Origin of the sequence: Agromyces protaetiae (assembly GCF_004135405.1) — a bacterium.
GTDB classification, from domain to species: Bacteria; Actinomycetota; Actinomycetes; order Actinomycetales; family Microbacteriaceae; genus Agromyces; species Agromyces protaetiae.
The window spans coordinates 2,689,441-2,714,280 of record NZ_CP035491.1 but is presented as its reverse complement, the minus strand read 5'-3'; the positions used below and the strand labels follow the sequence as shown (position 1 = coordinate 2,714,280).

At 68.5% G+C, this 24,840-nt stretch carries 28 protein-coding genes and 1 pseudogene; 12 read left to right on the top strand and 17 right to left on the bottom strand.

The features are described 5' to 3' along the window. Nucleotides 1-14 precede the first annotated feature (14 nt). Nucleotides 15-353 (top strand): hypothetical protein, encoded by a 339-nt coding sequence (locus ET445_RS12630; RefSeq protein WP_129191605.1) that lies wholly within the window; start codon nucleotides 15-17, stop codon nucleotides 351-353. Nucleotides 354-360: 7 nt separating this feature from the next. Here ET445_RS12630 and ET445_RS12625 read toward each other — a convergent pair whose 3' ends face one another. From ET445_RS12625 to ET445_RS12610, 4 genes are read right to left on the bottom strand one after another with little or no spacing between them, the layout of a single operon-like run. Further along, nucleotides 361-1,110 carry a hypothetical protein gene (locus tag ET445_RS12625; RefSeq protein ID WP_129191604.1) on the bottom strand — a complete coding sequence of 250 codons (750 nt, stop codon included), beginning with the start codon at nucleotides 1,108-1,110 and terminating at the stop codon, nucleotides 361-363. A gap of 24 nt (nucleotides 1,111-1,134) precedes the next feature. After that, entirely contained in the window at nucleotides 1,135-1,866 is a 732-nt protein-coding gene (locus tag ET445_RS12620; RefSeq protein ID WP_129191603.1) for a cation efflux transmembrane domain-containing protein, read from the bottom strand. Continuing rightward, nucleotides 1,863-2,198, bottom strand: a complete 336-nt coding sequence (locus tag ET445_RS12615; RefSeq protein WP_208008402.1) for an ArsR/SmtB family transcription factor — start codon at nucleotides 2,196-2,198, stop codon at nucleotides 1,863-1,865. Before ET445_RS12615 ends, ET445_RS12620 begins: the two co-directional genes overlap by 4 nt. A 51-nt stretch (nucleotides 2,199-2,249) precedes the next feature. After that, complete coding sequence (locus tag ET445_RS12610; RefSeq protein WP_129191602.1) at nucleotides 2,250-2,840, bottom strand: GIY-YIG nuclease family protein; 591 nt, start codon at nucleotides 2,838-2,840, stop codon at nucleotides 2,250-2,252. A 166-nt stretch (nucleotides 2,841-3,006) separates the two neighbouring features. Here ET445_RS12610 and ET445_RS12605 point away from each other — a divergent pair, with 166 nt between their 5' ends. The 4 genes from ET445_RS12605 (at nucleotide 3,007) to ET445_RS12590 (ending at nucleotide 7,483) form a co-directional block, all read left to right on the top strand. Beyond that, nucleotides 3,007-4,812 carry a SpaA isopeptide-forming pilin-related protein gene (locus ET445_RS12605; protein ID WP_129191601.1) on the top strand — a complete coding sequence of 602 codons (1,806 nt, stop codon included), beginning with the start codon at nucleotides 3,007-3,009 and terminating at the stop codon, nucleotides 4,810-4,812. Between the two features lie 98 nt (nucleotides 4,813-4,910). After that, nucleotides 4,911-6,347: a serine hydrolase domain-containing protein gene (locus ET445_RS12600; RefSeq protein ID WP_208008400.1), complete on the top strand. Its 1,437-nt coding sequence runs from the start codon at nucleotides 4,911-4,913 to the stop codon at nucleotides 6,345-6,347. Between the two features lie 100 nt (nucleotides 6,348-6,447). Continuing rightward, nucleotides 6,448-7,026 (top strand): hypothetical protein, encoded by a 579-nt coding sequence (locus tag ET445_RS12595; protein ID WP_129191600.1) that lies wholly within the window; start codon nucleotides 6,448-6,450, stop codon nucleotides 7,024-7,026. Nucleotides 7,027-7,042: 16 nt separating this feature from the next. After that, nucleotides 7,043-7,483 carry a hypothetical protein gene (locus ET445_RS12590; protein WP_129191599.1) on the top strand — a complete coding sequence of 147 codons (441 nt, stop codon included), beginning with the start codon at nucleotides 7,043-7,045 and terminating at the stop codon, nucleotides 7,481-7,483. 114 nt (nucleotides 7,484-7,597) lie between these two features. On the opposite strand, the gene ET445_RS12585 is transcribed toward ET445_RS12590, so the two are convergent. Next, nucleotides 7,598-8,026 carry a DUF1761 domain-containing protein gene (locus tag ET445_RS12585; RefSeq protein ID WP_129191598.1) on the bottom strand — a complete coding sequence of 143 codons (429 nt, stop codon included), beginning with the start codon at nucleotides 8,024-8,026 and terminating at the stop codon, nucleotides 7,598-7,600. Between the two features lie 158 nt (nucleotides 8,027-8,184). Here ET445_RS12585 and ET445_RS12580 point away from each other — a divergent pair, with 158 nt between their 5' ends. Next, nucleotides 8,185-8,793, top strand: a complete 609-nt coding sequence (locus ET445_RS12580) for a TetR/AcrR family transcriptional regulator (protein WP_129191597.1) — start codon at nucleotides 8,185-8,187, stop codon at nucleotides 8,791-8,793. 23 nt (nucleotides 8,794-8,816) lie between these two features. After that, nucleotides 8,817-9,395, top strand: coding sequence for a GrpB family protein (locus tag ET445_RS12575; protein ID WP_129191596.1), 579 nt, complete (start codon nucleotides 8,817-8,819; stop codon nucleotides 9,393-9,395). Nucleotides 9,396-9,422: 27 nt separating this feature from the next. Here ET445_RS12575 and ET445_RS17285 read toward each other — a convergent pair whose 3' ends face one another. The 5 genes from ET445_RS17285 to ET445_RS12555 all read right to left on the bottom strand — a co-directional run bounded on the left by ET445_RS17285 (nucleotide 9,423) and on the right by ET445_RS12555 (nucleotide 12,970). After that, entirely contained in the window at nucleotides 9,423-9,587 is a 165-nt protein-coding gene (locus tag ET445_RS17285; protein WP_165314395.1) for a single stranded DNA-binding domain-containing protein, read from the bottom strand. Between the two features lie 57 nt (nucleotides 9,588-9,644). Next, nucleotides 9,645-9,857 carry a PLDc N-terminal domain-containing protein gene (locus ET445_RS12570; RefSeq protein ID WP_129191595.1) on the bottom strand — a complete coding sequence of 71 codons (213 nt, stop codon included), beginning with the start codon at nucleotides 9,855-9,857 and terminating at the stop codon, nucleotides 9,645-9,647. Nucleotides 9,858-9,921: 64 nt separating this feature from the next. Then, entirely contained in the window at nucleotides 9,922-12,288 is a 2,367-nt protein-coding gene (locus ET445_RS12565; RefSeq protein WP_129191594.1) for an ATP-binding cassette domain-containing protein, read from the bottom strand. A 4-nt stretch (nucleotides 12,289-12,292) separates the two neighbouring features. After that, nucleotides 12,293-12,601 carry a hypothetical protein gene (locus ET445_RS12560; RefSeq protein WP_129191593.1) on the bottom strand — a complete coding sequence of 103 codons (309 nt, stop codon included), beginning with the start codon at nucleotides 12,599-12,601 and terminating at the stop codon, nucleotides 12,293-12,295. Nucleotides 12,602-12,610: 9 nt separating this feature from the next. Further along, on the bottom strand, nucleotides 12,611-12,970 hold the full coding sequence (locus ET445_RS12555) for a hypothetical protein (protein ID WP_129191592.1): 360 nt from the start codon (nucleotides 12,968-12,970) through the stop codon (nucleotides 12,611-12,613). A 185-nt stretch (nucleotides 12,971-13,155) separates the two neighbouring features. Here ET445_RS12555 and ET445_RS12550 point away from each other — a divergent pair, with 185 nt between their 5' ends. Beyond that, nucleotides 13,156-13,758 (top strand): HdeD family acid-resistance protein, encoded by a 603-nt coding sequence (locus ET445_RS12550; RefSeq protein ID WP_129191591.1) that lies wholly within the window; start codon nucleotides 13,156-13,158, stop codon nucleotides 13,756-13,758. 89 nt (nucleotides 13,759-13,847) lie between these two features. Here ET445_RS12550 and ET445_RS12545 read toward each other — a convergent pair whose 3' ends face one another. Next, nucleotides 13,848-14,621 carry an SDR family oxidoreductase gene (locus ET445_RS12545; RefSeq protein ID WP_129191590.1) on the bottom strand — a complete coding sequence of 258 codons (774 nt, stop codon included), beginning with the start codon at nucleotides 14,619-14,621 and terminating at the stop codon, nucleotides 13,848-13,850. A gap of 159 nt (nucleotides 14,622-14,780) precedes the next feature. Here ET445_RS12545 and ET445_RS12540 point away from each other — a divergent pair, with 159 nt between their 5' ends. The 4 genes and pseudogenes from ET445_RS12540 to ET445_RS12525 all read left to right on the top strand — a co-directional run bounded on the left by ET445_RS12540 (nucleotide 14,781) and on the right by ET445_RS12525 (nucleotide 17,482). Then, nucleotides 14,781-15,248: an NfeD family protein gene (locus tag ET445_RS12540; RefSeq protein ID WP_243695195.1), complete on the top strand. Its 468-nt coding sequence runs from the start codon at nucleotides 14,781-14,783 to the stop codon at nucleotides 15,246-15,248. A 14-nt stretch (nucleotides 15,249-15,262) separates the two neighbouring features. Then, nucleotides 15,263-16,206, top strand: a pseudogene (locus ET445_RS12535) (SPFH domain-containing protein). A 6-nt stretch (nucleotides 16,207-16,212) separates the two neighbouring features. Next, nucleotides 16,213-16,974: a glycerophosphodiester phosphodiesterase family protein gene (locus ET445_RS12530; RefSeq protein ID WP_129191589.1), complete on the top strand. Its 762-nt coding sequence runs from the start codon at nucleotides 16,213-16,215 to the stop codon at nucleotides 16,972-16,974. Between the two features lie 145 nt (nucleotides 16,975-17,119). Beyond that, nucleotides 17,120-17,482, top strand: coding sequence for an RNA polymerase-binding protein RbpA (locus tag ET445_RS12525; protein ID WP_129191588.1), 363 nt, complete (start codon nucleotides 17,120-17,122; stop codon nucleotides 17,480-17,482). Between the two features lie 59 nt (nucleotides 17,483-17,541). Here ET445_RS12525 and lnt read toward each other — a convergent pair whose 3' ends face one another. The 6 genes from lnt to ET445_RS12495 form a co-directional block, all read right to left on the bottom strand. After that, entirely contained in the window at nucleotides 17,542-19,128 is a 1,587-nt protein-coding gene (gene lnt / locus ET445_RS12520; protein ID WP_129191587.1) for an apolipoprotein N-acyltransferase, read from the bottom strand. Between the two features lie 58 nt (nucleotides 19,129-19,186). Further along, nucleotides 19,187-21,610, bottom strand: a complete 2,424-nt coding sequence (locus tag ET445_RS12515) for a DEAD/DEAH box helicase (protein WP_129191586.1) — start codon at nucleotides 21,608-21,610, stop codon at nucleotides 19,187-19,189. A 30-nt stretch (nucleotides 21,611-21,640) separates the two neighbouring features. After that, entirely contained in the window at nucleotides 21,641-22,402 is a 762-nt protein-coding gene (gene tatC / locus ET445_RS12510; RefSeq protein ID WP_129192549.1) for a twin-arginine translocase subunit TatC, read from the bottom strand. Nucleotides 22,403-22,451: 49 nt separating this feature from the next. Next, complete coding sequence (tatA, locus tag ET445_RS12505; RefSeq protein WP_129191585.1) at nucleotides 22,452-22,703, bottom strand: twin-arginine translocase TatA/TatE family subunit; 252 nt, start codon at nucleotides 22,701-22,703, stop codon at nucleotides 22,452-22,454. Nucleotides 22,704-22,770: 67 nt separating this feature from the next. Beyond that, nucleotides 22,771-23,790, bottom strand: coding sequence for a helix-turn-helix transcriptional regulator (locus tag ET445_RS12500; RefSeq protein WP_129191584.1), 1,020 nt, complete (start codon nucleotides 23,788-23,790; stop codon nucleotides 22,771-22,773). After that, nucleotides 23,790-24,815 carry a helix-turn-helix transcriptional regulator gene (locus tag ET445_RS12495; protein WP_243695194.1) on the bottom strand — a complete coding sequence of 342 codons (1,026 nt, stop codon included), beginning with the start codon at nucleotides 24,813-24,815 and terminating at the stop codon, nucleotides 23,790-23,792. Before ET445_RS12495 ends, ET445_RS12500 begins: the two co-directional genes overlap by 1 nt. Between the last annotated feature and the right edge of the window lie 25 nt (nucleotides 24,816-24,840).

Genomic DNA, 24,840 nt, shown 5'->3' with positions numbered 1-24,840 from the left:
GTAGCATCCGCCTCATGGCACGCGACGCAGCGGGCCGCCCTGATGACGGCAACGCATTCACGCACTTCTTCGATCGAGTCGATCGGGCGCTCTCGCCCGTCTTCGAATCGCCCCCGGGGCCCCAGAACGAAGGGCCCCAGCAACCGCCGAGCGCCGACGCAGCCTGCCCCGTGTGCGGGCATCCGATGTTCGAGCACCGGTTCGACAACGATGCGGGCAACGTCATCCTGATCTGCCCCACGGCCGACCGATTGCCGGAGCGGAACGAGTCGACGCCGTTCAACGAACTCGGGATGCCCGCCGACGAGCGCAGGCTCGAGAAGATCCGCGAACGCGAACTGCACGCGAAGTAGGGGTGCGTCAGGCGATCGGCCTCCCGCGAACCGGCAAGAGCGCGGGCACGAGTTTCACCAGCACGATCATGCCGACCAGTTCGACGAGTGTCTGGGTGACGACGGCGAGCGGCGCGAGCTCGAACCCGACGGGCAGCGCGAGCGCGAGCGGGAGGACGACGAGCGAGTTCCGCGTCGCGCCGCTGAAGACGACGGCGCGAGCGCTGCGCGCGTCGAGCCGGGCGATGCGCGTCGCCCCGAGGCCAACGACGACCATGGCGATCAGGAACGCCGCGTAGAGCGGCACGAGCCGGAGGAGTTCGACGGCCGATACCCCGATCCCCGCGATCTGGGACGCGACGACGACCGCGAGGACGAGCACCATGAGCGGCACCATCGCCGCGTTCGCGCCTCGGCTGATGCGCTCAGCCGGCCGTCGCACCCGCACGGCCCGCGCTCGAGCTGCCGCCTGCACGGCCCACGCGGCGGCCAGCGGCACCGCGATGATGAAGACGAACGCGTCCACGAACGGTCGCGGGTCGAGGTCGGCCGCGAGTTCGCCTGCTCCGAAGAGCGCCAGATAGAGGGGGAGCAGCGCGAACTGGAGGAGCATGAGCGCGGGCGTCGCGAAGAGCAGCAGCGCGAGCGCCGGCGTCGTCGCGATGCTCGCGGCCGGGGCCGCAGCGGGCGCGAGGATGCCCGCGGCGGCACCCACGGCGATACCGCCGAGGTAGAGCGCGACCTGGTTGGCCTCGAGCCAGGCGAGGGGGCGGGACATCTGGTCAGCCTATGGCGACGCGGATCAGCACGCGTCCCCATGCTCGTGCTCGTGCGGCTCGAGTTCACCCGTGAGTTCGGCGATCGGCACCGCGCACGCGTCGCCGCGCCACGCCTCGAGGCCTTCGCGAACGGCGAAGCCTGCGATCACGAGTGCCGCGACGGCGTCGGCCCACGTCCACCCGAGGAGCGAGTTGAGGAGGAGCCCGATGAGGAGCGCCGCCGACAGGTAGCTGCAGATGAGGGTCTGCTTCGAGTCGGCGATCGCCGAGGCCGAGCCGAGTTCGCGGCCCGTGCGGCGTTCGATCCACGAGAGGAGCGGCATGATCGCGAGACTCGCGGCGGCGAGCGCGATGCCGACGGGGGAGTGCTCGGGGTCGGCGAAGCCGAGCAGCGTGCGTGCGGCGCCGATCGTCGCGATGAGCGCGAGTCCGAAGAACGAGACCGCGATGAGGCGGAGTGCCGTGCGTTCGCGACGTTCGGGGTCGGGGGCGGCGAACTGCCACGCGACGGCGGCCGCCGAGAGCACTTCGACGATCGAGTCGATACCGAAGGAGACGAGCGCGGCCGACGAGGCGATGCCGCCGGCGACGAGCGCGATGATCGCCTCGACGACGTTGTAGGCGATCGTCGCCGCGACGATCCAGCGGATTCGACGGCGGAGCAGCGCGGTGCACGGCGGCACGGCGTGGGTTCGGTCGATTCGGGATGTCGCGGAGGCGTCGGATGCTCCGTGGGTGTCGTGTGGCGCGTTCATACGCATGTGCATTCGGTGCCCGAGCAGCATTCGGGGTCGACGACGAGCACGAGCTTCAGGAGGTCGTCGAGGGCGGAGCCGAGCGCGGGGTCGGCGAGCCGGTACGACGCACGGCGGCCTTCGGGTGCGACGTCGACCAGTCCACAGCCGCGCAGGCACGCGAGCTGGTTCGACATGACCTGCCGCGAGACCCCGATCCGGTCGGCGAGGTCGGACGGGTACGCCGGTGCTTCACGGAGCGCGAGCAGGATCCGTGACCGCGTGTCGTCGGCGAGCGCGTAGCCGAGGCGGGAGAGCGCGGCGGTGTGGGTCAGGGTGACGGTGCGCGACATGGCTCGACAGTACAGCAAACGCTGAATTCAGAACAGTCTGTATTGCCGCTGTCACTCGCTGCGCTGCAACGCGTAGGCGCGACTCATCCAGAACGCATGCCGCTCCCACGGATCGGGCGCACCCTCGCGAAGCGCGGCGACATGCTCGTCGAGTTCGGGGGAGCGCTCGAACCACTCGGTACCGGGGATCCGGTGCGCGGCGAACCTCGCGTGTCGCGCGCGCTCGAGCACCCGACCGCCGAGTTCGAATGCGAGCACCTCATGATGGGGGAGCGCTGCGATGCGTGCTCGAGGGTTCGACGAGGTGCCGATCTTCACGCGGTCGTCGAACCGCACGTAGTAGACGACGTCGACGCGCGGTGGCGGAAGCTCGTCGTCGGGCACCGCGCCCGCGCGCCACTCGCAGACCCCGCACGCCCAACCCGACGGGTATCGGACGCCGAGTCGCGAACCGCACAGGCGACAGGGCGACGGCAAGAGGTCGGTGGAGCCGGTTGCACGGGCGACCCAGTCGTGTGCGACGAGCAGATGCGCGTCGCACAGGGGGAGTGGTGCGCCCTCCGAGACATCCGATTCGCACCGCCGACCGAATGCCTCGACGACGCACGTCGAGTGATCGCCCCCGCCGGCTCGCTCGCCCATGCATCGAGCCTACTCGAACAGAGATTCGATTCGCACGCGTCTCGACCTGGTCGCGCAGACGCGCCCTCGGAGTCTGGCAAATGCCTGGGAGAACCCGGAACGTCGTCATGAACGAACTCGAAGCGCGTCCCTTAAGTGAGTCACACAACTCGAAGGAGTGATAGATGTGGACACCGTACAGAAAGCACGCGCCAGACGAGTCGTAGGAGCCCTCGTTGCGCTCAGCCTCGCGTTGGGAGGACTCCTCGCCGGGGCGGCACCCGCGTCAGCGGCGATCGACGTGACGCATCCGAACGCCATCTCGAACATCCAGCTCGAGAAGGAGAGCGGCGGCGACGGACCGTTGCATCAGTGGGAGCTCGTGCGCATCACGGCCGACTGGGCGGTTCCCGACGGCGCCTTGCCGGGGGAGACGTTCGGGATGACCCTCCCCGCGGAGTTCGCCCGCTACGGGAACGGGACGTTCGACCTGGTCGACCCCGCGACCGGAGCGGTGCTGGCCACGTGCGTGATCACCCAGGGCAACGGCCCCGAGATCATCTGCACCTTGACCGATGCGGTCCTCGGACTGGAGAACATCGGCGGCTCGTTCTGGATGACGGTGCAAGCGACCAAGTCGAGCACTGAGGACCACGTCGAGTTCATCGTCGGCGACGAGTACATCTATGTGGACTTGCCCGGTGAAGGCGGCATCATCCCCGAAGACCTCACCGCGCCCGAGCGGCCCTTCAAGTATTCGGGGCCTACGGCGGTCGACGGTCGCATCCAGTGGACCATCGGCATCCCGGCCTCGTACGTGCAGAACGGCGCGTTCACCGTGTCGGATGCGCTCGACCCGGCGCATGAGAACCACCACTACACCGGCGACCTGTGGCTGAGCGCCCGTCCCGTCGAGAACGGTGTGTTCGTCGGCACCTGGACGCGTGTCGATCCGAGCTTCTACACGGTGCAGTACGACGGCGACCTGAAGTCGTTCGACTTCGAGGCGCACGGCCTGCCGAGTGAAGCGCTCTTCTACCGGCTGACATACACGACCGACGCCGACGGCATCGTGGTCGAAGGCGACATCTTCGGCAACACCGCAACGGTCGGCACCACCACCACGTCGACGAAGTACACCTACGAGTCGGCCGGCGGCGGAATCGGTACCGGCGACATGTACACACGCTTCATGATCACGAAGGCGCTCACCGGCGAACAATCGGACGCGGCGGCCGGCGCCGTATTCACGGTGCGCTACGCCGTGAAGGAATCGGCCGACGCCGCGAAGACCATGCAGCTCACGGTCGGGCAGCCTGCGCGCAGCGACCGGGCGCCGATCGGGTCGACCTTCGTCATCGAAGAGATCGACTTTCCGGAGATCGCCGGGGTCGCGTGGAACGACTGGACCCTCACGGGCGAAGGCGTCGTCGCCAACGGCGACGGGACTTGGGATGTCACCCCGGCCACGGCGGCGGGTGTCGAGCTCGTCCTGACCAACCAGGCGGATGCCGCACTGGGACACGTCACGTGGAGCAAGGTCGATCCCGGGGGCGCCGCCCTCGACGGGTCGGAGTGGGAGCTCCGCGCACCGGATGGCACCGTCATCCCCGTCGTTGACAACGGCACGCGAGACGCCGACCCCGTCGCCGGTGAACTGGACGTCATCGATCTCGTGTGGGGCGACTACACCCTCGTCGAGACGAAAGCCCCCGATGGCTATCAGCGCACCGACGAGGTCTACACCGTGACCGTCGACGGCGGACACCTCGAGGTCTCGTTCGGTGACATCGTCAACGCACCGGCGCCGCCGGCCCCACCGATCGTGCCCGAGGCCGCGAAGACCGGCCCCGCCGGGACGGCGACCACGGGTGTGGAGATCGGCGGCATCGTCGCGGCAGGAGTCACCCTGCTCGCGGGAGGCGCGATCATCGCACTGGCCGCCGACCGACGCCGCGCGGAAGTGAGGGTCACGCACGACGATGAAGGCTGATCGGTCTTCGAGCATCGGATCCGGAGGGCCGGTTCGCACGACGCGGACCGGCCCTCCGGCACGCGGTCGAGACATCCGGGAGCCGATAGATTGACCGGATGTCTCGACGCGCCCTGCTGCCACGGACCACGCCGACCGTCGCGGGCGTGTCATCGCGCGCGATCGCGGCGCTGCTCGACCGCTTCGAGTCGCATTCGATCGAATGCCACTCGCTCGTGGTCGTGCGCCACGGCCACGTCGTCGCCGAGGGTTGGTGGGCGCCGTACTCGGCCGAACGACCGCACCTGCTGTACTCGCTCACGAAGTCGGTCACGGGGATGGCCGTCGGGCTCGCGATCGCCGACGGTGTGCTCGCACTTGACGATCGGGTCGTCGATGTGCTGCCCGATCATGTGCCCGCGGATGTCTCGTCGCGAGCCCGATCCGTGACCGTCGAGCACCTGCTGACGATGACCGCCGGGCACGGCCTCGACAGCCTCGACGCGGCCTGGACGCTGGAGCCGGGGGATCTCGTGAGAGGGTTCCTCCGGGTGCCGTTCGCCCACGAGCCGGGCACGCGATTCGCGTACGACAACGCGGCGACGTTCGTGCTCGCGCGGATGGTCGAACGAGCTACCGGACGTGATCTCGCCGACTTCCTCGACGAACGGCTCTTCGCCCCGATGGGGATCGAGCACGCAGAATGGGATCGCGTGGGAAGTGGGGCGGTGTTCGGATTCCACGGACTGCACCTCACGACCGAGGCTCTCGCCGCGTTCGGTGAATTGCTGCTGCGCGGCGGTCGCTGGGGCGACGAACAGCTCGTGCAGCGCGAGTGGGTCGAGCGAGCCACGAGTCGACTCGTCGACAGCGAGCACTACGTCGCGGGGGAGTGGGGCGCCGACTTCGAAGCCGGATACGGCTACCAGATCTGGCGTTCGCGCCACGGCTTCCACGGGAACGGCGCGTTCGGGCAGCATCTCGTCGTCGTCCCCGAGCACGAACTCGTGGTCGCCGTCACCTCGGCGCAGCAGACCGTGCCGCACGCGCCGCAGGTGCTCGACGCGGTGTGGGAGTGCCTGCTGCCGGGCATCGACATCGTCGACTCGACTGGTGACGACACGATGCTCGCCGCCCGGCTGCGTGCGCTCGCCCTCGAGCATCCTCAGGGCGAGAACGAAGGCCCCGACGTGGTGCGAGCGACGGTCGACGCGTCGGCCGAGACATCCGCCATTCCCGACGGAACCTCCCTCGTCGTCGAGCGGATCGACGGCGGATGGCTCGCTCGATTCGAATCGCTGGTCGATGTCGAAATCGGGTGCACCGAGTGGCGTGAGAACCCGCCGCTCGGCCGTGCGCTCTGCGCACGCGGCGCATGGTGGGGGAGTACGTTCGTCGCCGACATCATCGTGATCACCGGTCCGCATCGCGTGCGCCTCGAAATCGAATCCGACACCGGCATCGCGGCCGCACGCTGGGTGACGGTGCCGCTCACGACAGCCGACCTGGCGCTGCACCTGCGGTCGCCGCTCATGACGCGGCCCGAGTACGCCTAGCGGGGACCAAGCGGCTCCGAGCGCGCATGCGTCGACTTGCGTGTCGTGATCACTGGGCCAGCCGGTGTCCAGAGTTGGCCGCTGGCGATAGATTCGCCGCATGATGAAGACCCGAACGCGCCGCGCCGCCCTTACCGCGCTGCTGATCGTCCCGCTCGTTGCTGGGTGTACGCCTGTCGACGCCTCGTTCCTCCCCGACACCGAAACCGCCTTGACCGCAGCTGCCACCGTTCCAATCGAGGGGGACACGGACGGAGACGGCGAGCTCTCCGAGTTCGAGAAGCAGGTACTCGCGCGGAATGCCCCCCGCGACATCACCCTTCACGATGGCACCGTGATCGTCGTGATACCCGGACAACCCCTCCCGCAGCCGGTCATCGACCAGATCGTCGCCGACGCGACCCCCGGGGCTGCTCAGGCACAGACCGAGGACGAGTTCGCGCCCGTGGCGGGCGTGAGAAGCATCCGAGAGGTCGCAACCGCATACGCGAACGAGATCGGTCGCACCGTCGTCATCGTCTACTGGGGTCAGGGCGCCTGGGGCACGGTCTCCTCCGTCGACGAATCCGGCGGAACCGAGCTAGCAGGCACTCGCGACCAGGACACGATGGTTGCGGCCGCCACCGATTGGGCTGAGTCCCACGACGCCTACGTCGTCGTTGTCGGCTCGTCACACTGATACGAGCACTCCTGATATGAGCACTCAACGTCAACGATTCGGCAAGACGATTCTGATCGGCCTGAGTGTGACTGGAGCTCTGCTTCTCGTGGGATGCACCCCCGCTGTCGAAGCCGAAGGTGAGCAAGGACCGATCCACGCGAAGGCGACCCTGGTCGAGAGCTTCGATGGTCGCTGCGGGTTCGGTCTCGACGTACAGAACACCGGATCTGAGCCGGTGCATTTTCCGCAAGGCGACTGGGAGTCGGTGGCTGGCGCAAGCATGCTCGAGTGGCACGTCCCGTTCGGGCGAAACAGCGCGCCTGAGGGTTTCGCGCTCACCACCAAGCTGCCGCCGACGATCGAAGCCGGCGAGAGCGCAAGAATCGCGTTCGTCACGAACTGCGACGGAGAGCCGGTCGTGATCTCGGTGAACCCGACCGGGCTGGGACCGGTCGTTCTGAAGCCGTTCGAATGACCACTGGGGAAGTGGTCAGCCGATTCTCCAGAAGTCCTCCGGATCTCTTATCCGACATAATGTGCATTATCGGCGCACTCGACATTGACGCATAACCGGGTCGGAACGGTTCGTTCAGACCGTCCCGGCCGGCGGCCACACGCCGATGATGATCGCCATGATGAGCACGGTGACGAGCTCGTGGGCGATGTTCATGATGGTCAGTGCGGCCGGACGACCTTCGAACGCGTCGTGCGTGATGAACCGTGCTGCCGTGAATCCCGCCCACAGAAGGATGCCCACGACGATAGCCGTGCCGAAGAAGTTGCCGTCGTACGCCGTCCACGCGGTGCTCGTGGCGATTGCGAGCACCCATGCGCTGATGAAGCTCACGAGGACGGTCGTCAGGATCGGTCCGACCGCGCTGCCGACGTTGTCGAGATCGACCTTCGCAAGTTTCGCCCACCGCGTGCCGAACACCTTCGGTGTGTACCAGACCGAGCCGACGACCATGGTCGACGCCGTCGCGATCAAGACCGCCCAGTAGTTGACGTGTTCGAGCATCGCCGTTCCCTTCGTCGCCCAGCACATCGCGCGCCTGATCGTCAGGCTTCCTGACTGCAACGTATCCGACCGAGCGTTTCCGGGTCCGGAGGGCACGCGAGGTTGTCGCGATCGCTAGAGTGAGTGACTTCGTGTACTGACATAAGGAAGTGATTCGGATGCCTCGCACGGCACCTCGCGGCGGACCGCGCACGCGTGCGAAGATCGCCCGGGTCGCGAAGCGACTGTTCTTCGAGCGTGGATTCGATGCGGTCACCGTCGCTGAGATCGCTCGGCAAGCCGGGGTCTCCCCCGTGACCGTGTTCAATCACTTTCCGCGGAAAGAAGATCTGATCCTCGACCGCGCGGACGACGCGGTCGAGTTGCTCCGCGCTGCCGTTCGCGACCGCACACCCGGCGTCGACCTCCTCGATTCGTTGCGGACGCTCGTGAGCCCGCATCTCGACGAGGACCGACCGCTCGCCGGCGCGAGTCCGAGTTCGCTGCTCTTCCTCCGTACGGTCGCGGACTCCCCCACACTCATCTCCCGCGCGCGCGAGATCGCGGCGACGTTGCAGTCGGCGCTCGAGGAGGAGTTGAACGCCGATCCGGCCTTCGTTCGCGATGCGCGATTCTTCGCCGCCTTCTTCGTGGCCGGATACTCCACCGTCGTCGTCGAGAGCGCATCCCTTCTCCTCGGCGGTGCTCCCCCATACGACGTCGCCGAGTTTCAGCGCGGCCGAATCGATCGGCTGGTCGGCGCGCTCCGCAACGGAGTGACCGATTGAGTGGGGAATGCGAGGATGATCGCGTGGGAACGCAGCGTGGGCATCGCCGGCCGGATGTCACGGAGCTCGAGCTCGTCGGCGGTCCCGAGCCGCTCGTCGTCGGCCTGCAAGAGTTCGACGAACATTGGGCGATCGTCTATCGCGACCATGAACGGCGGATCCGCGACGCACTCAGCCCCGCGCCCGTCGAGATCGAGCACATCGGCTCCACGTCCGTTCCGGGACTCGCGGCGAAGCCCATCGTCGATATCGTCGTCGCGGTCGACGACATCACCGCCGAAGAGGACTACCTCGAGCCGCTTCTCTCGGCCGGGTACGTGCTCCGCGTGCGCGAACCCGGGCACCGTATGGTCCGCACGCCCCAGCGTGACATCCACGTCCACGTCTTCGAGCGAGCCGATCCCGCGATCGAGGAATACCTCCTCTTTCGCGACCGCCTCCGCACCGACGCCGATGACCGCGCGCTCTACGAGCGCACGAAACGGGCGCTGATCGATCAAGCGTGGGAAGACATGAACGACTACGCCGACGCCAAGACCGACGTCATCGTCGCGATCAAGGCCCGGGCGCGGAGCGCTGCGGAGGCCGAAGAACACCGATGACGGCCGCGGCGACGCCGCCGCCGGATGCTACGCGAGCTGCAACGCCTGCTCGGTGAAGTAGCGCACTTCCCCGGTCTCGTCTTCGACGCCGACGATGAACCGACCCGACGGGGTGGGGCGTACGTCGATGACCACGCCGCGCCCGCGCGGGGTGAGGACAGCGGCTCCGGGGGTCAACACGGTCTGACTCATGCCTTCGAGTCTGCCGAAATGCGATCGGCCGTGCATCCCCCGGGAGGAGGAGAACCGTCAGCGCACTTCGCGAGTGATCCGCAGGCCGAACGGGTGCGGCCCCGCGAGATACCACACGAGCATCGACACGAGGGGAAAGAACACGACTCCGGCGAACCACACCCATCGCTCGATCTCGGACAGCTCGTCGGAGCGCCAGATCTGCACGACGAGGTAGACGATCGCTGCGAGCCACACCGCGCCCACGGCGAGGGGGATGAGCAGTTCCATGGTGTCTCCGATCGTCGGGGTCAACCTATCGGCACACGGACGGCCGGCTCAACACGCGCGTGGGTCACCTCTCCCCCACGTACGCGGCGAGATGCTGCCCCGTGAGCGTCGAGCGGTCGGCGACGAGCTCCGCAGGCGTGCCCTCGAAGACGACTCGCCCTCCGTCGTGGCCGGCGCCCGGGCCGAGGTCGATGATCCAGTCGGCGTGCGCCATGACGGCCTGGTGGTGCTCGATGACGACGACCGATTTGCCCGACTCGACGAGTCGGTCGAGCAGGCCCAGCAGTTGCTCGACATCGGCCAGGTGCAGGCCCGTGGTGGGTTCGTCGAGGATGTAGACGCCGCCCTTCTCCCCCATGTGCATGGCGAGCTTGAGCCGCTGGCGCTCGCCGCCCGAGAGCGTCGTGAGCGGCTGCCCGATCGTGAGGTAGCCGAGCCCGACGTCGGCGAGCCGGTCGAGGATCGCGTGCGCGGCCGGCGTCTTCGCTTCGCCCGAGGCGAAGTATTCTTCCGCCTCGGCGACCGACATGTCGAGGACCTCGCTGATGTTCTTGCCGCCGAGCGTGTATTCGAGCACCGCGGCCTGGAAGCGCTTGCCGCCGCACTCCTCGCACGTCGACTCGACCGTGTCCATGAAGCCGAGCTCGGTGTAGATCACCCCGGCGCCGTTGCAGACGGGGCACGCACCCTCGGAGTTCGCGCTGAAGAGCGCCGGCTTGACCCCGTTGGCCTTCGCGAAGGCCTTGCGGATGGGTTCGAGCAGCCCCGTGTAGGTCGCGGGGTTGCTGCGCCGCGACCCGCGGATCGCGCCTTGATCGATCGTCACGACGCCGTCGCGCTTGCCGAGCGAGCCGTGGATGAGCGAGCTCTTGCCCGACCCCGCAACCCCCGTCACGACGACGAGCGCGCCGAGCGGGACATCCACGTCGATGTCTTTCAGGTTGTTCGCCGACGCACCGCGGATCTCGAGGGCGCCCGCGCCCGGCCGAACCGTCGGCTTGAGTTGCGCGCGGTCACCGAGATGGCGGCCCGTCACGGTGTCACTTCCCCGCAGCTCGTCGACCGTGCCCTCGAAGCAGATCGTGCCGCCCGCGCTCCCCGCGCCCGGGCCGAGGTCGACGACGTGGTCGGCGATCGCGATCGCCTCGGGCTTGTGCTCGACGACAAGGACGGTGTTGCCCTTGTCGCGCAGTTGCAGCAACAGTTCGTTCATGCGCTGGATGTCGTGCGGGTGCAATCCGATCGTCGGCTCGTCGAAGACGTACGTGATGTCGGTGAGCGCCGACCCGAGATGACGGATGAGCTTCGTCCGTTGCGCCTCACCGCCCGACAACGACCCCGATGCGCGGTCGAGCGACAGGTAGCCGAGGCCGATGTCGACGAACGAGTCGAGGGTCTGCGAGAGCGCCGCGAGGAGCGGCGCCACCGAGACATCCTGGATGCTTCGCACCCACGCCGCGAGATCGCTGATCTGCATCGCGCACGCGTCGGCGATGCTGACATCCGCGATCTTCGACGACCGCGCGGGCGCCGCGAGCCGGGTGCCCTCGCAATCCGGGCACGTCATGAAGGTGACCGCGCGGTCCACGAACGCACGGATGTGCGGCTGCATCGCGTCCTTGTCTTTCGACAGCATCGACTTCTGGATCTTCGGCACGAGCCCCTCGTAGGTCATGTTGACGCCCGAGACGGGCACCTTGACGGGTTCCTTGTAGAGGAAGTCGTGCAGTTCGCGTTTCGTGTAGTCGCGGATGGGCTTGTCGGCCTTCAAGAACCCCGACTCGCTGAAGATCTTCACGTACCAGCCGTCGGCCGTGTACCCCGGAATCATGATCGCGCCCTCGGCGAGCGACTTCGACTCGTCGAAGAGTTGGGTGAGGTCGATGTCGTTGACCCGCCCCATGCCCTCGCAGCGCGGGCACATGCCGCCGAGCTGCGAGAACTCGGCGCGCTCGATCGTCTTGTTGCCCTTCTGCACGGTGATCGCGCCCTTACCGCTCACCGACGGCACGTTGAATGAGAACGCGTTCGGTGACCCGATGTGCGGCTCGCCGAGTCTGCTGAAGAGGATGCGGAGGAGCGCGTTCGTGTCGGTCACCGTCCCGACCGTCGAACGAGGGTTCGCACCGAGTCGCTCCTGGTCGACGATGATCGCCGTCGTGAGGCCCTCGAGCACGTCGACCTCGGGGCGGGCGAGCGACGGCATGAACCCCTGCACGAACGAGCTGTAGGTCTCGTTGATCATGCGCTGCGACTCGGCTGCGATCGTCGCGAACACGAGTGAGCTCTTGCCCGACCCCGACACGCCCGTGAACACCGTCAGTCGACGCTTCGGCAGGTCGACGTCGACGCTCTTGAGGTTGTTCTCGCGGGCGCCGCGGACGCGGATGAGGTCGTGCGTGTCGGCGACATGGGGCGCGGAATCCGTCATGGCTTCACGCTAGCGAGCGCGCGGGTCGGGGGCCGACTTCCGCGCTCCAGGACTCGGCGGACCCGATCGTCTGGAGCGGCTCGACGCGCCGCAGGCCGACGCGGTCGAGGATCTCGTCGATGTACCCCTCGAGCGCCGCCGAGGGCGACTCGACCGTCGTCGTCGTCGCGTCCGTCGCGATGGGTTCGACGCTCGCGGGCGGCAGCAGGTCGATGTCCCAGGAGGCCTGCTCGCCGAAGGCGACGACGAGGGTCGCGACGACTCGGCCGACGGTTGCCGCCTCTGCTGCGCTGAGCGCTTCGATGGGCTTCATGGGCCGATTTCACCTCCCCAGCTTCGCGCGCTTGCGCGCCGCGGCAGCGGCGGGCTCGGGTGCGGGTTCGGGCGCCGGCGGGAAGTGCCAGCGGCGCGGTCGGTCGAGGATCGACTCGCCCGCCAGCCGCTTGTCGAGGTACTGCATGACGAGTCCGGCCGCGATGAGCGCGGCGCCGAGCGGCGGCAACGAGACGCGCGCGATGCCGACGACGAGGTCGATCGCGGCGTACACCGACTGCCACTCCCCCGTGTTCGAGGCGAAGAACAGCGCCGCGAGGGTGGGCGCCCCGACGATGAGGAGCGCGCCTCCCACCAGCAGGCCGATCCCCCACCAGATGACCGCTTTCGGCATGGTCTCCGTCGACATCGGCGTCCCCCCTCGCGCTCAGCGTAGCGGGCTGAACGCAGTGGGCCTATGCCCTCTTCCTGGTTCGCTCCGGTCCACGGGGGCACTGCGCGACTCGCAGAGACATCCTCATGTTCATGCGGGCCCGGAACCCTTAGCCTGAAGGTGAATGTCGCCCTGTTCCGCCAGCGTCAAGGGAGTCCTACATGTCCAGTCCGCAGTCCGAATCGTTCCTCGCGGGGTTCTCGCTCGACGCCGCGCAATTGTCGAAGTCCGCGATCAACACGGTGCGCGCGACCCTCGGCATCTCGGGCGCCGTCGCCCTCATCGTCGGCATCCTCATCACGTTCTGGCCGAAGAACTCGGCGATCGCCCTCACGATCATCCTCGGCGTCTACTTCGTGATCGCCGGCATCGCCTACCTCGGCCTCGGCATCTTCTCGAAGGGCATCTCGGGCGGCGCGAGGGCGCTCGACATCATCCTCGGCATCCTGTTCGTCTTCGGCGGTATCTCGGTGCTCACGAGCCCCGCGGGGTCGACCGTCGTGCTCGCGATCTTCCTCGGCGTCTTCATCGGCATCCTGTGGATCATCGAGGGCGTCGTCGCGCTCGTGCAGTCGGGCGACTCGGGCTCGCGGGGCTGGGCGATCTTCTTCGGTCTGCTCAGCATCGTGGCGGGGCTCATCCTCGTGTTCTCGCCGGCATACGTCGTCGCGCTGTGGTGGATCCTCGGCATCTCGCTCATCGTGCTCGGACTCATCCAGATCGTCCGCGCGTTCACGTTCGGCAAGGGCGTCACGGCGGCCTGACCAAGGCGCCGAGCGCACACCTGCACACGACGAACGAGGCCGGCGAGGAGCATCCGCTCCCACCGGCCTCGTCGCGTGTGTGCGCCGACTCAGTCGAGCGATGCCGGGCCGAAGCCCGAGATGTCGCCGACGTAGCGAGTGTGGTCGGCCGCGATGGGCTCGACGGCCGCGAGGGCGACCTCGGCGGCGAACTCCGCCACGTTGTAGAGACGGCCCGCGTCGGCCTTGCGGGCCTGGATCGCGCCGGGGTTCGCACGCTCGAGCAGGGTCGCCGTGATGGTGCCTTCGATCATGTCGCCCGACACGACGACGAACTCGACTCCGGCGGCCTCGAACTCGGGGAGCTTCGCGCGGAGCGCGTCTTCCCCGGCGCGCTTCGAGAGCGCGACGGGCTCGTACTCGGGCATCGTCGGCGTCGTGCGGATGAAGTGCGCCTGGTGGCTCGTGACGAACACGATGCGCGCATCCGCGGCGAGGTGCGGGAGCGCGCCCTCGACGACGTTGACCTGCGCGTCGCGGTTGAGGCGCATCGCGTAGTCCTCGCCGAAGCCCGTCTCCATGCCGCCCGAGGCGTTCAGCACGAGGACGTCGATCTTGCCGAAGGCGGCCTCGGCTTCGGCGAACATCGAAGCGACGGATGCCTCGTCGGTGAGGTCTGCGGCGACGGCGATCGCCTTGCCGCCCGCCTCGGTGATCGCGGCGACGACCTTCTCGGCGCGCGGCGCCTTGCTGCGGTAGTTGACGACGACGGCGGCGCCGGCCTCTGCGAGGTAGCGCGCGGTGTCGGCGCCGATGCCTCGCGACGAGCCGGTCACGAGGGCGACGCGCCCGTCGAGCGAGCCGGATTCGAGGGGGTTGGTCACGTGGTGCTCCTCCGTACGGACGCGCCTGGGCGCTGGATGCGTGTGGGAATCCGCCGAACGGGCGGAACGACTCACAGAGACTATCAACCCTGCGATTCCGTGCCCCGCACTGCTAGGTTCGGAGACGGGGCACCTGCGAAGGAGACGAAGAAGTTGGATGTGCTGACCCAGTACGCGTGGATCGTCTGGTTGGTCCTGATTCTCGCGTTCGCGACGATCGAGGTGTTCACGCTCGAGATGACATTCCTCATGCTCGCACTCGGCAGCGTCGCCGGTCTGATCTCCGGATTGTTCGGCATCCCGTGGTGGGCCCAGTTCCTCATCGCAGCAGTCGTCGCCGTCGGACTCATCCTGACGCTGAGGCCGTCGCTCCTGCGACTGCTGAGGCGCGGCGCCGATCCGGCCCGGAGCAACATCGACGCGCTCATCGGCGCCGACGGCCAAGTGGTCCTCACCGTCACGGGCGCCGGCGGCCAGGTTCGCCTGCAGAACGGCGACGTCTGGACGGCGCGTCTGTCCCCCATCACCGAGCAGACGGATGTCGCGGTCGGCGAGAAGATCCTCGTCACGGGCATCGACGGGGCGACGGCGGTCGTCGTCCCCGTAGAGAGGAGCACGCCCCAGTGATCGAAGCCTCCACCATCATCGTGACGATCGTCGTCCTCGCGATCATCGTCTTCGTGATCGTCATCCTCGCGAGGTCGATCCGCATCATCCCCAGGCCTATTCAGGCGTCGTCGAGCGGCTCGGCCGCTACCACAAGACGCTCACGCCAGGCCTCAACATCCTCGTACCGTTCATCGATCGGCTGCGTCCGCTCGTCGACATGCGCGAGCAGGTCGTCTCCTTCCCGCCGCAGCCCGTCATCACCGAAGACAACCTCGTCGTCTCGATCGACACGGTCGTCTACTTCCAGGTGACCGACGCGCGCGCCGCGACCTACGAGATCGCGAACTACCTCGGCGCCGTCGAACAGCTCACGACGACGACTCTCCGAAACGTCGTCGGCGGGCTCAACCTCGAAGAGGCCCTCACGAGCCGCGACAACATCAACGGCCAGCTCCGCGTCGTCCTCGACGAGGCGACCGGCAAGTGGGGCATCCGCGTATCCCGCGTCGAGCTCAAGGCGATCGACCCGCCCGTGTCGATTCAAGACTCGATGGAGAAGCAGATGCGCGCCGAGCGCGAGCGTCGCGCCACGATCCTCACGGCCGAGGGTTCGAAGCAATCGCAGATCCTCGAGGCCGAGGGTCGCCGACAGGCCGAGATCCTCAAGGCCGAGGGCGATGCGAAAGCCGCGGTACTGCGCGCACAGGGTGAGGCCGAGGCCATCCAGACCGTCTTCAAGGCGATCCACGACGGCGACGCCGACCCGAAGCTCCTCGCCTACCAGTACCTGCAGACCCTTCCCCAGCTCGCGCAGGGGCAGTCGAACAAGCTCTGGATCGTCCCGAGCGAACTCACCGAAGCGCTCAAGGGCATCGGTCGCGCATTCACCCCGGGCGCGCCCGGCGCACCTGGCGCGGCGCCCTCGGCCGCCTCGTCGCAGCCGACGCGACCGTCCGGCGTGGTCGACGGTAGTTGATCGGCTGTGGCATCCGCCTGGTTCGACCCGACGGGGCCGCGTGTGCTCGCGCACCGCGGCCTCGCGGTGGATGCCCCTGAGAATACCCTCCCCGCCTTCGCGGCCGCGCAGGCAGCCGGTGCTCGATACATCGAGACCGACGTCCACCTCACGCGCGACGGCATCGCCGTCGTCGCCCACGACGAGACGCTCGATCGCGTCGCGGGGCGGGCGGGCGCGTTGGCCGAACTCACGATGGCCGAACTCCGAACGGTCGACCTCGGCGACGGCATCGGATTCGTTCCCCTTGACGAGGCGCTCGATGCCTTCCCCGAGATCCGGTTCAACATCGACGTGAAGGCATCGCACGCCGTCGAAGCGACGGTGTCGGCGGTCCGTCGCACGGGCAGCTCCGAACGCGTGCTCCTCACGAGCTTCTCCGACAGCCGACGTCGTCGCATCGCGAGGAGCCTCCCCGACGCCGTCACGTCGGTCGGGCAGGCAGGCGTCGTCCGTGCGCTCGCCGCGACGGCGATCGGGTCACGGTCGGGCATGCGCCGGGCGCTCGCAGGCGCCGGGGCGTTCCAGGTGCCCGAGCGAGTCGGCCCGCAGCGTGTGGCATCGCCGAGGTTCGTCGCACTCGCCCACTCGGTCGGCGCCGAAGTGCACGTCTGGACCGTCAACGACCCCGCCGACATGCGTCGCCTCCTCGACCTCGGCGTCGACGGAATCGTGACCGATCGATGCGATCTCGCGTTGACGGTCGTGCGCGAGCGCTCGGGCGAGTAGCCTGCACTCGACGGACGTCGAATGTCCGCCGTGGGGGCCGTTCGATGCGCCGGATACTGTGAGTTCTCCGACAAACCCGAAGCCCCCGGCAAGGGAATGCCCAGCTTGGTCGTTTATACAGGTAGACGACTGAAAGGGGGCCGCCATGGCCGACCGGAGCCTTCGCGGGATGCGCATCGGGGCGCAGAGCCTGCAGAGCGAAGACGGCGTCGTGTTCGCCGCGCGCGCCGACTACACCTACCGATGCGAGCACTGCGGCCGCGAGACCGTCATGCCCTTCTCGACCGAGGCCGAGATCCCCGAGTCGTGGGAGTGCCGCTTCTGCGGGCAGAGCGCGACGCTCATCGTCGACGAGAAGCCCGTCGAGATCGACCGCTCGGGCGAGAAGGTCGCCCGCACGCACTGGGACATGCTGCTCGAGCGCCGCACGCGCGCCGAGCTCGAAGAGCTGCTCGAAGAGCGCCTGCAGTGGCTGCGCGCACGTCGCGGCCAGCAGAAGAGCGCGTGACGCTCGACTGAACACCTCACGAACGCCGGTCCGGATGTCTCGGGCCGGCGTTTCGCATGTCAGGCGTCGGGCGCGGCGGATGTCCCGGGGCCGCTCGCCGTCTCGGCGGCGACGACGCCGCTGCGCGCGCGCCGTCGGGCGAGCACGCCCGCGAGCACGAGCGCTGCGAGCGCGAGGATCGTGATGCCGCCGTCGATCCACGGGCCGAGCAGGACCGCCGGGGTGAGACCGGTGCGGAGCGGGACATCCGTCACCATCGCGCCCGGCTCGGCCGCCGGGAGCTCGTCGATCGTGCGCCCGTCGGCTTCGATGACCTGACTCGTCCCGACGGTCGAGATGTTGACGACGGGCCGGCCGGTCTCGATGGCCCGCAGGCGCGCGATGGCGAGCTGCTGCAGGTTCTCGTCGGTACCGCGGAAGTCGGCGTTGTTCGTCTGGAGGAAGTACACCTCGGCTCCGCCGAGTGCGCCTTCGCGGATGACTTCGTCGTAGATGACGTCGAAGCAGATCGCGAGTCCGGCCTTCGTCGTGCCGATGTCGAAGACGGGCGGCTCGGTGCCGGGCGTGTAGCCGCGCTGGATGAGCGAGATGAGGTCGGGTGCGAATAGCATGTAGAAGTCGCGGTCGGGGATGTACTCGCCGAACGGCACCGGGTGTCGCTTCGAGTAGCGTTCGACGGCACCCTCGCCCGCGACCCAGTTCAGCGACGTGTTGAAGTAATCCTCGCCGTCGACGGTCACGGTGTTGACGATGAGCGGCGCGTCGAGATGCTCGCCGATGCGGTCGAGCAGGCGCGCCGTCGACGGGTCGCGGGTCGGGTCGATGTCGACCGAGCCCTCGGGCCAGACCACGACGTCGATGTCGGGCTCGTCGAGGATCGGCTCGGTCGCTTCGAGCTGCGCGGCCAGGATGTCGCCGGGACGACGTTCATCGAAATACCCGGCCGGTCCGTTGCCCTGCACGCTCGCGACGCGCAGGTCGCCCGCCGCGATCGTCGGAAAGGCGGGCACGAGCACGACGACGAGGGTCGTGACGGCGGCCGGAAGGATCGTGCGGAGGTCGCGCCACCGTCCGAGGCGCGCCCACTCGATGAGCGCCGCGACGATGAAGACCATGAGGAACCCGAGGCCGAGCTGGCCGACCCACGAGACCGCCTCGGCGAACGGGCTGAGCGACTGGCTGTGCGCCGCGCGGCCCCACGGGAAGCCGCCGTAGGGAATCGTGCCGACCGCGACCTCACGGGCCGTCCAGAGGCCCGCGACGATCGCCGGAAGCGCGACGAGACGCACCCACGGTCGGCCGGGCCACGCGCGCGGCACCCACCGGTACGCGAGCGCGATCGCGAGGATGCCGACCGCCAGGAAGACCGACTCGAGGAGAGACAGGGCGAGCCACGGCACCGGGCCGAGGTAGAGCGAGGTCCACGACACGTGCACGAGGTAGAACGTCGCGCCGAAGACGTACCCCATGAGCACCGCGCCCCACGACGACCGCCCGATCGAGACGAGGAGCGCGAGCGCGATCCCGACGAACGCGAGCGGCCAGATGCCGACGTCCGGGAAGCCGAGATCGTAGACCCAGCCGCCGATCGCCGCGACGGGAAGCGCCGCCCACCAGGGCAGGAGCGGACGGGGCGATTCGGGCATGACGATCAGCCTAGGCGACGGCACAGGGGCGCGGATCCGCCGGCGGCGACAGGCTCGCTCACGCCGCCGCGCTGTCGATGACGACACCGCGACGCACCCCGTCGATCGCGTCGCGCGCCGCCCGACCCACGGGTCCGTCGGCGACGATCGAGATCTGATCGAGGAGGTCGATGACCTGCTTCGTGAGGCGGACGAAGTCGCCCGCGGCGAGTTCGGTGTCGGCGAGCACCGTGCCGAGCCCGACGCCCTTCGCCCACGACCACATCGCCTGAGCGAGCGCGGGCGACGGCACCTCGCTGCCCGCGAGCCGACGATCCCGCTCGAGGTCGTCGAGGCCCGCCCAGATGTCGGTCGTCCGCTCGAACGCCGCGCGGAAGGGGCCCTTCGGCAGACGGTACTCGACCCCGCGGTCGTCGCGGCGCGGCTCGTACACGAGTGCTGCGGCCATCGCGGCGAGCCCCGGGGCATCCAACCCGTCCCACACGCCCTGCCGCAGGCACTCTGCCACGAGGAGGTCGCGTTCGCCGTAGATGCGCTTGAGGGTGCGTCCAGCCGCAGTCGGCCGTAGTTCGCCGTGGTGGTCGCGGTCGAGGTAGTCGAGCTGCTCGAGCACCTCGGTCACGCGGTCGAAGCGCTTCGCGACCTGGGCGGTGCGGGTCTTGATCTGCGATTGGAGCTGGTCGTGCTCCTTCTTCAGCCGCCACCAGCGCTCGGCCCAGCGCGCGTGCGCCTCCCGCTCGGCGCACCCGTGGCACGGATGGGCACGCATCGCCTTGCGCACGCCGTTGAGCTCGCGCTGCATCCGTTCGCGCTGCGCGTGCGACGGATTGCCCTTCGACGTCTGCCGCTCGATCTCGGCGATCTTGCGGCGGAGACCTGCGTACTCCGCGAAGTCGCCGAGGTGGCACTTCATGGCCGTCTCGTACCCGGCCATCGACTCCTCTTGCTTGCGCAGCGTGCGGGCGAGGTCGACGACGGCGCGGTCGGCCTGGAACTGTGCGAACGAGAGCTCGAGGATCTGCCGCGTGCGATCTCGCCCGAACTGGTCGATGAGGTTCACGGCCATGTTGTACGTCGGCTTGAAGCTCGAGTTCATCGGGTAGCTGCGCCGTGAAGCGAGCGCAGCGACCGCCTCGGGGTCGAGTCCGTCGACCCAGTGGATCACCGAGTGCCCCTCGACGTCGATCCCGCGCCGACCCGCGCGTCCCGTGAGCTGGGTGTACTCCCCCGGAGTGATCGGCACGCGGGCCTCGCCGTTGAACTTCTCGAGCTTCTCGAGAACGACCGAGCGCGCCGGCATGTTGACGCCGAGCGCGAGCGTCTCGGTCGCGAAGACGACCTTCACGAGCTTTTGCTGGAACAGCTCCTCGACGACCTCCTTGAACGCCGGAAGCATGCCCGCATGGTGCGCGGCGACGCCGCGCTCGAGGCCCTCGAGCCACTCCCAGTACCCGAGGACCGCGAGGTCCTCGTCGCGCAGCAGTCGGGCGCGCGCTTCGACGATCTGGCGGATCTCGTCACGCTCCGAGGCATCCGTCAATCGGATGCCGCTGCGCAGCACTTGTCGGACCGCCTGGTCGCATCCGGCCCGCGAGAAGATGAACACGATCGCGGGCAGCAGATGCTTGCCCTGGAGCAACGCGATGAGCTCGGGCCGGTCGAGTTTCGCCGCTTGCCCCGGCCGGTGGAATCCGCCGCGGTCGCCGCCGCGCCGACCGCGCTGCGATCGCGGGCCGATCGACCGCGTGCCGCGCGCGAGCTGTTTGAGCTCGGGGTTGACGCGGTTCGTCGCCGCCTGCCCGCTCGAGTCAAAGAGGTCGACAAGCTTGCCGCGCACGAGGACGTGCTGCTCGAGCGGCACCGGGCGTTCCTCGGAGACGATCACATCGGTGTCGCCGCGCACCGCCTGCAGCCAGTCGCCGAACTCCTCGGCGTTCGACACCGTCGCGCTGAGCGACACCATCCGCACCTCTTCGGGCAGGTGGATGATCACTTCTTCCCACACCGCGCCGCGGAAGCGGTCGGCGAGGTAGTGCACCTCGTCCATGACGACGAACGCGAGCCGGTCGAGGAGCGGCGAGTCGGCGTAGAGCATGTTGCGCAGCACCTCGGTCGTCATGACCACGATGCGTGCGCTCGAGTTGACGTTCGTGTCGCCCGTCAGGAGGCCGACGTTGTCGGCGCCCCACCTCTCCGACAGCTCCTGGAACTTCTGATTCGAGAGCGCCTTGATCGGCGTCGTGTAGAACACCTTGTCGCCCTCGGCCTGCATCGCGAGATACACGGCGAACTCGGCGACGATCGTCTTCCCGGCGCCCGTCGGTGCTGCGACGAGCACGCTCCGGCCCTCGTCGAGCGACGCGCACGCGGCACGCTGGAACGGATCGAGATCGAACCGCTGCTCGGATTGGAACTCGGCGAGCCGGGGCTGCCGCCGCTGCTGGCGGGAGAGTGCGTACCGTTCCGCCGGAGAGAGGCTCATGCCCCAAGCCTAGGCGGCGCACGGAGCCGATCAGCCCTCTGCGAAGGCCGTTCCGAACTCTTCGACCTGGCGCCGGGCGACCCGTCGATCGTGAAGGAACGCGATGAACCACGCCGTGAAGTACAGCAGGATGATCGGCACCGCGAGGAGGAACATCGACACGACGTCGGCCGACGGCGTCGCAAGCGCCGTGAACAGCACGATGACGAGGATCGCGACCCGCCACGACTTGATGATCGAGGCGGCGCTCAGGATGCCGACGAAGTTCAAGAGCACGATGAAGACGGGCAGGACGAACGCGATGCCGATCGCGACGACGAGCTTCGTGATGAAGTCGATGTACTCGCGCGCCGTCAGGAGACTCACGCCGCCGTCGGGCACGAAGCCGGTGAGGAGTTCGACGATGTGCGGGAAGACGAGCCAGCCGGCCGTCGCGCCCGCAAGGAAGAGTGGGATCGCCGACCCGAGGAAGCCGAACGTGTACCGACGCTCGCGCTGGTTGAGCCCCGGTACGAGGAACGCGAAGATCTGGTAGAGCCAGACCGGGCTCGAGATGACGATGCCGATCGTGAACGCCATCTGCAGCATGAGGTCGAAGCCGCTCGCGATCGTCGGGAAGACGATCGTCGTCGCATTGCCGCGTTCTTGGGCGACCGCCAGCACCGGCCCCTGGATGGCCTTCCAGACGAACGCCTGATTGAGCCACCAGCCGATGCCTGCGCCGACGAGGATCGCGGCGGCGGAGATGAAGAGCCGCTTACGGAGTTCGATGAGATGCGCGGCGAGCGACATCCGCTTGTCGCGGTTCTTCTCGCCGCGGGGCTTCACGGCGGTCACGGCGTCAGGAGGTCGGGCCGCCGTCGGCGGTGCCCGCCGACTTGGGCTTCTCCTCGGCGACGACCTTCGCCCCGGCCTCGGCCGAGACGTCGCCCGACTTGCCGTCGGTGTCGTCGTCGGAGCGCACCTCGTTCTTGAGGATCTTCATCGACTGGCCGAGGCTTCGAGCCAACTGGGGAAGCCGAGGGGCGCCGAAGAGCAGCAGGATCACCACGAGGATGATCAGCGCGTGCCAACCGGTGAAGCCTGAGAACATGTGGTTCGTCCAATGCTCGGGGAACGAGTGGGAACAGTCTACCTGCGCCGCAGCACTGCGGCGTGCGTCAGTGTTCGTCGGCTTCGGATGCCTCAGACGCGCCGGATCTCTCGGGCTCGCCGTAGGCGGCGAGGCCCGCCGCCGCCCACTCGGCCACGACGTACTGCGCCTCGGCGGGCGCGACGACGGTCACGAGCCCGGGGAGCCCCGACACGAGCCGCTTGAGGCCGTGGAAGTGCGCGACCCGGAGCCGCACGCGGAATCGACCGTCGATCTCCTCGCGCTCGGCGTCGGCGAGGTAGTCGGCGATGAGCGGCAGCGCGTCGGGTGAGACATCCACGACGACGTCTTGATCGGACACCGACCCCTGATAGCCGACCTCGGGCAAAGCGCGCTCGGAGTGGTCGCCGATCGGCTCGTCGCTCACGACGAGGCCGCTCATGCGGTCGACGCGGAAGCTGCGGACGTCTTCGCGTGTGTGGCAGTACGCCTGGAGGTACCAGTCGACGCCGAGCGACGCGATGCGCAACGGATCGACACGACGCCGCCCCGCGACGCCGAGGGCGTTGCGATAGTCGAACTCGAGTTGGCGTCCGTCGGCGACCGCGCTGCGCGCGAGCGCGAGTGCCGCATCGGTCTCGCTCTCTTCGACCGCGAGCCGCGACGGCTCGGCCGAGGCCCCTGCGTTGAGCTTCGCGAGGAGCGTCTGCAGGTGCGCGCTGCCGGCGCTCTCCGGCGACGCCGAGAGGTACTGCAGCCCCGCGATGAGCGCCGCGGCCTCGCGCGCAGAGAGACGCGGCGTGTCGTCGATCGCCACGTGGTGCACGATGACGATGACGTCGTCGTCCTCGAACGAGCCCCAGTCGATGTCGAAGAGGTCGTTCGCCTGATACGTGCCCGTCTCGCCGGGCAGGCCCGACGTCGCGATGAGGGTCACGGCATCGCGGATGGTCTTCTCGTCGACGTCGAAGTGCTCGGCTGCCGTCGCGACGTCGACGACCCGCTGCTCGAGCAGGTAGGGCACGAGCGCCAGCAGGAACACGAGCTGATCGGGCGCCTTACGCCCGCGACCGGATGCCTCGGCCATCAGCGCTCCTCCCCCGCCGCAGCGCGGTGCGCCGCGACGACGGCCTCGAGCCGCTCCCGGACTGCGTGCGTGAGCGACTCGGGCGAGAGCACCCGCACCTCGGGGCCGTAGCTCGCGAGTTCGTCGGCGAAGACGGCCTCGTCGGTGTAGTGCAGGCGGATGACGCCGGCGTCTTCGTCGCGGAGCACGGCGCGCCGCCCGAGGCGGACCTCGGCGTCGCTGCCGGCGCTCACCGACAGATCTGCGGCGTTGCTCAAGCGCAAGGCGTCGAGTTCGGCGAGGATGCGGTCTTGGACGCCCGCCTCGGGCTCGGCGAACGAGCTTCCGGCGATGACCTCGACGGGGCCCGTGATGCGCGAGAGCAAGAACGTGCGCACATCGTCGACGCCGTGGTCGTAGCCGTGCAGGTGCCAGCGGCCGTCGTGGAGGACGACCGCGTACGGGTCGACCTCACGAAGGCGCGGCGCCGCCGACCCCGGGCGGAGGTAGCGGAACCGCACGGTCTGGCGCCGGTCGAGCGCCCGGCGGAGCGGCTCGAACGCGGCATCGCGCACCCGCAGACGCGGCGCGTAGCCGATCACGGGCTCGCGGGGCTCGATGCCGAGTCCGCGGAGCTTCGTGAGCGCGCGCTGAGAGTCTTCGGAAAGCGAGTTCTCACGCCAGACCTCGGCCGCGAGGCCGAGCAGGGCGAGCTCGTCGGGAGTGAACCGCACCTCGTCGGGCAGGTCGTACCTGCCCTTCGGAATGCGGTAGCGCATCGACTGGTTGTCACCCGGTCGGTCGGGCGACTCGATCGCCTCGAGCGGGATGCCGAGATCGCGGATCGCGTCTTTGTCGCGCTCGAACTGCCGCTCGAGGTTGTCGTTGCGGCCGCCCTCGACGTACTTGTCGGCGTACCCGCGGACCGTCGAGAGGATCTCGCTCTTCAGCAGACCCGCCTCGGTCGCGAGCAGCGCGAGCACGAGACTGAACTGCCGGTCGACGGGCGGCACCTGCGCACGACGCGACGACGCTGATCCCTCCACAGGTGCGATCCTAGCGGGCGCCTGG